Below are 6,678 nucleotides of genomic sequence, written 5' to 3' on the forward strand. Positions count from 1 at the left end.
AACTTATCAGATGCTACCACAGCTAGCCAAAATCAGCTAGATGGTTATGTGTTGAAATCGCAGGCGATCTCTCTATTCTCCATTAGATTTCCATGCGATCTCCTTACTTGGCTCAGGATCAGGCAACTTGCGCGTAATCACGGCGGCGGCGAGAACTAGAGCCGTTGATACCCAGAGACAACCAATTAAACCTGCAAATTGATACACCAAACCCGATAGCACTGTTCCTACTAAGCGTCCACCCGAATTAGCCATGTAGTAAAAGCCTACATTCAGCGCTACTTTGTCATCATCGGTGAATGCGAGAACTAGATAGGAATGTACGGATGAGTTAAAGGCAAAGACGACTCCGAAGATAAGTAATCCACCGATAATTACCAAGTTTGCTGGGAGATTTAATTGCAAGGCGATCGCAATGAGCGCAGGAACCGTTATTAGGGCAGTAGTCCAAAATCTCACGGTTTGCGATCGCGGTGGCTGACCTGAACCAAATCGCTTAATTAATGTTGGTGCAAGGGATTGAATGATGCCATAGCCGATTACCCAACAGGCTAAAAATCCACCAACTTGATAAAATGACCAGCCTAAAATACTTCGCAAGAATACAGGTAATCCCACCACAAACCAAACATCTCTAGAACCAAACAAGAAAAATCTGGCTGCGGAAAGTAGATTGATTTCGGGACTTTTGGAAAAGAGTTGTTTAAACTTAACTTTCGCCTTAATTTTACCCATACCTTTAGGCAAGAATAAGCCTGTAAACAAGAGCAAGAATAGACCTCCAGCCATAACCCACAGGGAATTCGCAAATCCAAATAGTCCTAACAAAGCACTACCGATAAAAAAACCCACGCCTTTGAGGGCATTCTTAGAACCTGTCAGAATTGCGACCCATTTAAATAGTGCTGACTGAGCATCTTGCGGCACGACTAATCGAATTGCGCTCTTGGTACTCATTTTGGTTAGGTCTTTTGCAATACCAGAAAAAGCTTGAGCAATCATCACATAGAGAACTGATAACCACTGCGTCCATTCAGGATTGAGAAAGGATAATAGCATTAAGGAGAAAATCTGCAATCCTATCCCTGTATAGAGCGTAATTTTCAGCCCTAATTGCGAACCAATCCATCCGCCTAAAAAGTTGGTAACGACTCCAAAGACTTCGTAGAATAGAAATAGAGAAGCGATCTGAATTGGGGTATAGCCAATGTTATTGAAATATAGCAATACTAATAATCGTAAAGCACCATCGGTAATCGTGAATCCCCAATAGGTGAGGGTGACAAGCGCGTAGTTCTTGAAGTTTGCTTGGGATGCGGTGGAAGAGTTCATAGGTTTTCTTAAAGAATATTTGCAGCAAAATTGAGCGTGCTTCGCACCCTCAATTTTGCTTTTAGAGAGCGATCGCTACTTTTCTCGCCAATTCCGCCATGCGGCAGGAATAACCCCATTCGTTGTCATACCAAGCCAATATCTTGACTTGAGTTCCATCCACAACCATTGTCGAAAGGGCATCAATGATTGCCGATCGCGAATCATCTTTGTAGTCAATGGAAACTAAGGGACGCTCTTCATAACCTAAAATCCCGTTGAGTTCTCCGTCGGCGGCTGTTTTTAATAATTGATTGACTTCCTCAATTGTGGTTTTTCTTTCTACTTCAAATACACAATCTGTAAGCGAAGCATTGAGTAAGGGCACTCGCACCGCTAATCCATTTAACTTGCCCTTGAGGTCGGGATAGATCATCGCGATCGCAGTTGCTGATCCTGTTGTTGTCGGAATTAAAGATAAAGCCGAAGCCCTAGCACGGCGCAGATCTTTATGGGGCGCATCAACGAGGGTTTGCGTATTTGTGTTGTCATGAATCGTGGTAATTACACCATGCTTAATTCCTAAACCTTCATGGATAACTTTCACCACAGGCGCGAGGCAATTGGTGGTACAAGAGGCGGCGGTAAGAAGATGATGCTGTGCAGGATCGTAAAGATAATCGTTAATTCCCATTACGATATTGAGCGCTTCTTCTTTGACAGGAGCCGCTACGATTACTTTCTTTACGCCCTTGGTGAAATAGGGATTTAGGGTTTCTGGGGTGCGAAATTTGCCAGAACATTCCAATACGATATCAACTCCTAATTCTTGCCAGTTGACTAATTCAGGTTTCGCATATTCGCTAAAGCTGAGCTTTTGAATTGATTTTTGATCATCGATGGCAATGCGATCGCCTATGACTTGCACATCAGGCAACCAGCGTCCATGTACTGAGTCAAATGTGAGTAAATGCGCCGCCGCTTCTATTCCGCCTTTAACTTCATTAATATGTACAAATTCCAATTCAGGAAAGCCCCAAGCAGCACGGAGAGCTAATCGACCAATTCTGCCAAAACCATTAATGCCAGCGCGCACAGCCATAGAGCAACCTCAGATATAGATTATCATCAATATTGATGGTAGTCTATATTTTGACGGCTTTCAGGTCGATATGTCAAGATGGATTTTATGAAAACTGCTCAAAAAAACTTTGCAAGTGCCAATACAACTAAGCCTGAAGTTGAGGCGATCGCCCGTTGTTGTCCCCCATTGCTCAATGGTCGCATCACGTCTGAAGATACTAACTATCTTGCGGCGATTTTTCGCGTGTTGGGAGAACCAGCAAGATTACAGATTTTAAGCTTGATTTCCGCTCAACCAAGCCAAGAAGTCTGCGCTTGTGAATTGGTGGAGGCTTTAGGTTTAGCACAACCAACGGTGAGCCATCATCTCAAAGTCTTATATGAAGCAGGATTACTCACCAAAGAGCGGCGTGGAACTTGGATTTACTATCGCATCTTGCCTGAAAAATTAGCGATGTTACGGGATGCTCTTTCCTAAACAAAGGGGACGAGAATCGTCCCCTTTGTTTAGGAAAGAGCAATTATCCATCTTGAGCTTCTTAAGGTTGTGTGTTCGCAAGGTTATCATCAAAGATCAATGCCATGAATTCATAAGAGTCGATCGCAAAATGACCACATCAATGACCACCATTCTCGATATTGTACAATCTGATTACGCAAAATTCCCTGAAGCGCAAACCTATAGCATCTATAGCGAGGATGTCTATTTTAAAGATCCTGTCTATAACTTTCGTGGCATCAAACAATATCAAAAGATGATCGGCTTTATTACATTTTGGTTTAAAAATCTCAAGCTTGATCTCCACGCAATTAGTCGTACAGATAATCTGATCAAAACTCGCTGGACGATGAGTTGGGATGCGCCTTTACCTTGGAAGCCGAGAATCGCGGTTACTGGCTGGAGCGATCTCACTCTTGATGAAAAGGGTGAATTAATTATTTCCCATATTGACTATTGGGAATGCACCAAACTTGATGTCATCAAGCAGCATTTTATCAAAAAAGCCAAAAGATGAGAGACTGCGCTTCGAGCAGTCTCTCATCTTTTGGCTTTTTGATCTGTGCATAAATTTTGTACACTGAAGCTAGTGATCAGCAATCAAGATCTAAAATAGCGAGAAAATCAATGTTTGCAGAAACGAGAGAATTTTCGGCTACGCAGTTTGTCAAAACCAGATGTACAACTGATGGCACACTGTCATTTTGGGCTTGGAGTGGTTATCTCTATTCGTTTATGCCCAATGAGCCAAAGCGCAAACTGTTCCAAATTGTCGGTATAAGTGTGGGGCGATGTATCGACAAAGGTGATGGGGGTTGGGACTTTACCTCTCGCGAAGTGCTGCTATATCTCGATCCTGAAACTGGTGAGATGATCCGTCATTGGCAAAATCCTTGGACTGGTGAAATGTTGCCTGTAGTCCATGTGGCTAATAGCCCTATTCAAGGTACATTTCGCCACAATATTCCTGCCGAAGTGGAGGGCGATACGGCAACTTTTATTTTCGACCTATTTGGTCACTATCCTAATCCTCTAGCTGATGATCCTAAGTTCGCAGAATATTGCGATCGCCCAATGTACAACTCCGTAGAATTATTTAAGCTCGCGGTTCCCATTGCCGATCTTGAAGACCCTAAAGCCACAACTGTATCGAAATTAGTTCTCTCTTGGAATCGCGTGGGGCCATGGTTGCCTTGGATGAAAATGGGACAGCGAGAAGGTAATCTGATTTACAGTGCCGCTGGTAAAAAAGTCAAAGATTTTAATGCGCTACCAGAAATTCTCAAAAAAGAAATCGAAACTCGTGTGCCTATGTTTAAAGACGCACCATCAGAAAAGATTGAAGGTGAGGAAATGACTTCGTGGCAATATTTCAAGCTACATTTTGACGCTTATCAGCAAGGTGCTACATTCCCTATTCCCACATTAAGCAAGTAAAGTCTAGAAATAACTTTTTTGGCGATGCTTTGCCGTGCAAAAAAAGTTAGTCTTTTCTCGCATAACTAGAGCGTGAGCGTTTCTGAGTTGGTGACGTAACAAATAAGGTTTTTAATTTTTGCGATCCGCATGGGGAATGAATAATTACGAATTATCAATTACGAATTACGAATGAAGAAATTTTAATTCGTAATTGATAATTCGTAATTATTCATTCCCCTTCGCACTTTTCTGTATGCTCCCAATAATCCGACATAGTTCTTCTACATCGGGATGTATGCTTTCAAATTCTTTTTCGGTTAGATAATCAGTGTCTTTTAGGAGCCTTAGCCAGTAGCTTGTTTCGCGGGCTTCTTTATACGCTATTGATAGTTTGGAGATAAAGTCTGCTTTTGATTGCCCACCAATAGCTTCTTCAACATTTGCACCGATACTGGTTCCCGATCGCAATATTTGTTTAGACAGGACATATTCTTTTTTTGTGCTTGTCAAATACTGATAAAGCTTCACGATCCGCACAGCGAAGGCGTAACTTTTTTGTTGGACTACGTTTTCGGGTTTCATTTTTTAAATTACGAATTACGAATTACGAGTTTTTTAATTACGAATTACGAATTACGAATTACGAACTGATGTTACGTGGAAATCTTGAAGACTTTACAGAGACAAAAATCGTGGACTTTAAAGTGTTGATTGCCTGTAACCCTATAGATTCGTACATCTAGCCAAATCGTTCCACGTAAAATCAGTTACGAATCATGAAATTTTAACTCGTAACTCGTAATTCGTAATTCGTAATTAATCAATTCTCGTAATTCATAATTAAAAAAAACTCGTAATTCGTAATTCGTAATTAATCAATTCTCGTAATCAAAGCAGAGGCATCGACCCGTCCCCAGAAATATCCCATCTCCTCGCTGGCGCGTTTGGCTCTGTCTGCTTCACGTCTGGCGGTAATGAGATCGCCTTCGCGCCAATGCAGCCATGCTAGGGCAATGCGAAGATCTGTTTCATAAATGCGATAACCGCTTGTAGTGGCATAGGTCAGCGCTTCGTCAAGATATTGTCGCGCTAGTACAAGATCGTTCTCATCTTTAGGATTCTCATTCGTGCGGAGGGAAAGCATATAGCATTGTTCTGTTTGGGAATGGGAAATTGCTTGCTTCACTTCTTGAGAAATTGGGATTAGTCCTAGACCCACCAACCAGCGACCATAACCTAGCAATGCTGTAATGAGAACGGCACGGAAAGAAATACTACGTGCAATTTTGAGGGCTTCAGCATAATGCACTTGAGAATTGATGCCAAGATCACCGAGAACGCGATGACATTGGCTAAAAGATTTTACAAAGTGATTGTGATTGCAAATTTCAAAATTTGTCTGTGTAATATGCTGTGCATAATCTAATTCACCAAATCGGATTAAGTATTCTGCGTGAAAAATGCCTAAATCGCTATATAGATATTGTGTGTGAGGTTCTATCATACGCTGTAATATCTCAGCTTGCTGAAATGTCCTATTGGCTTTAGCATCTCCTTGCAAAAATAATATGTAAGCAAGTTTAGCAATTGAATTGCATTTGAATTCTTTGTTCTTGGCAGAATCACTCATTCTAATCGCTTCACTAGCAGAGTGAACACTTCTTCCTAGATCACCAAGAAAGATATATAAATCTGCTAGATTCCGATAGCTTACGCTAGAGTTGAGGTTGTCAGATTGAATGTAACTAATACTTCGCTCGTAAAAAGAAGGTGCTTCTCGCAAGTGTCCTAAAGCCATGAGACAGACAGCGATTGTGTTTAGAAGATAGCCTTTATTTATTGGTTGACCTACCTGTGGCTCTTGATATAGATCGCCATAGAGAAAAAATTCTTTAGTGATAGAAAGATTGGTCTCATAAGCACCGAGTACATGAGTAAGGATATAACGATATTGTTGATCAATCTTTTTCCAAGCAATATTGCTTGCCTCGTCATATACGCCTGCTTGACAAGCATGATGTACCGCTTCAATCAACGGTGCAAGTTGATCGAGCGTTGGCACTTCGGGCATTGCTCCTGCAATGTCGAGATACCAACCCTTAACTCGATTGTGAAGTTCCTGCACTGCCTCAATGGGCTTCTCTTGCATCCGTTCCAAATAGTAAGACCTAATCAATGGATGCGTCGTATAGTGTTGCAATCGGCTATCGTAGCGCAACATCCGATACTTCGCTAACTGATGCAAAATGCCACTCGATCCCCCTAAATACACCAACGCCGACTCTTTCACTGGCAAACGGAATGCACTAAAACATTCCATCACCTCCCGTTCTGCCTCAGACAAATGCTCATCATAGCGCCGCAAC

At 41.9% G+C, this 6,678-nt stretch carries 6 protein-coding genes and 1 pseudogene; 3 read left to right on the forward strand and 4 right to left on the reverse strand.

The annotated features are described in order from the left end of the window. Positions 1 to 72 precede the first annotated feature (72 nt). Together arsJ and APA_RS19835 are read right to left on the reverse strand one after the other, a co-directional pair. Entirely contained in the window at positions 73 to 1,332 is a 1,260-nt protein-coding gene (gene arsJ / locus APA_RS19830; RefSeq protein WP_201323965.1) for an organoarsenical effux MFS transporter ArsJ, read from the reverse strand. Positions 1,333 to 1,393: 61 nt separating this feature from the next. After that, positions 1,394 to 2,413 (reverse strand): ArsJ-associated glyceraldehyde-3-phosphate dehydrogenase, encoded by a 1,020-nt coding sequence (locus APA_RS19835; protein WP_201323966.1) that lies wholly within the window; start codon positions 2,411 to 2,413, stop codon positions 1,394 to 1,396. 87 nt (positions 2,414 to 2,500) lie between these two features. Here APA_RS19835 and APA_RS19840 point away from each other — a divergent pair, with 87 nt between their 5' ends. From APA_RS19840 to APA_RS19850, 3 genes are all read left to right on the forward strand, one after another. Next, complete coding sequence (locus APA_RS19840; protein ID WP_201323967.1) at positions 2,501 to 2,872, forward strand: helix-turn-helix transcriptional regulator; 372 nt, start codon at positions 2,501 to 2,503, stop codon at positions 2,870 to 2,872. A 130-nt stretch (positions 2,873 to 3,002) separates the two neighbouring features. Next, the gene (locus tag APA_RS19845; protein WP_236579904.1) at positions 3,003 to 3,410 is read left to right on the forward strand and encodes a DUF2358 domain-containing protein; all 408 of its coding nucleotides are present in this window, start codon (positions 3,003 to 3,005) and stop codon (positions 3,408 to 3,410) included. Positions 3,411 to 3,520: 110 nt separating this feature from the next. Next, positions 3,521 to 4,330, forward strand: a complete 810-nt coding sequence (locus tag APA_RS19850) for a DUF1838 domain-containing protein (RefSeq protein ID WP_201323968.1) — start codon at positions 3,521 to 3,523, stop codon at positions 4,328 to 4,330. 207 nt (positions 4,331 to 4,537) lie between these two features. Here the strand turns inward: APA_RS19850 and APA_RS19855 are convergent, their stop codons facing one another. Continuing rightward, positions 4,538 to 4,894 (reverse strand): four helix bundle protein, encoded by a 357-nt coding sequence (locus APA_RS19855; protein ID WP_201323969.1) that lies wholly within the window; start codon positions 4,892 to 4,894, stop codon positions 4,538 to 4,540. Between the two features lie 289 nt (positions 4,895 to 5,183). Further along, positions 5,184 to 6,678 (reverse strand): annotated as a pseudogene (locus APA_RS19860) (serine protease); the annotation flags it as partial.

It is taken from the genome of Pseudanabaena sp. lw0831, assembly GCF_016584665.1.
In the GTDB taxonomy this organism is placed as follows: domain Bacteria; phylum Cyanobacteriota; class Cyanobacteriia; order Pseudanabaenales; family Pseudanabaenaceae; genus Pseudanabaena.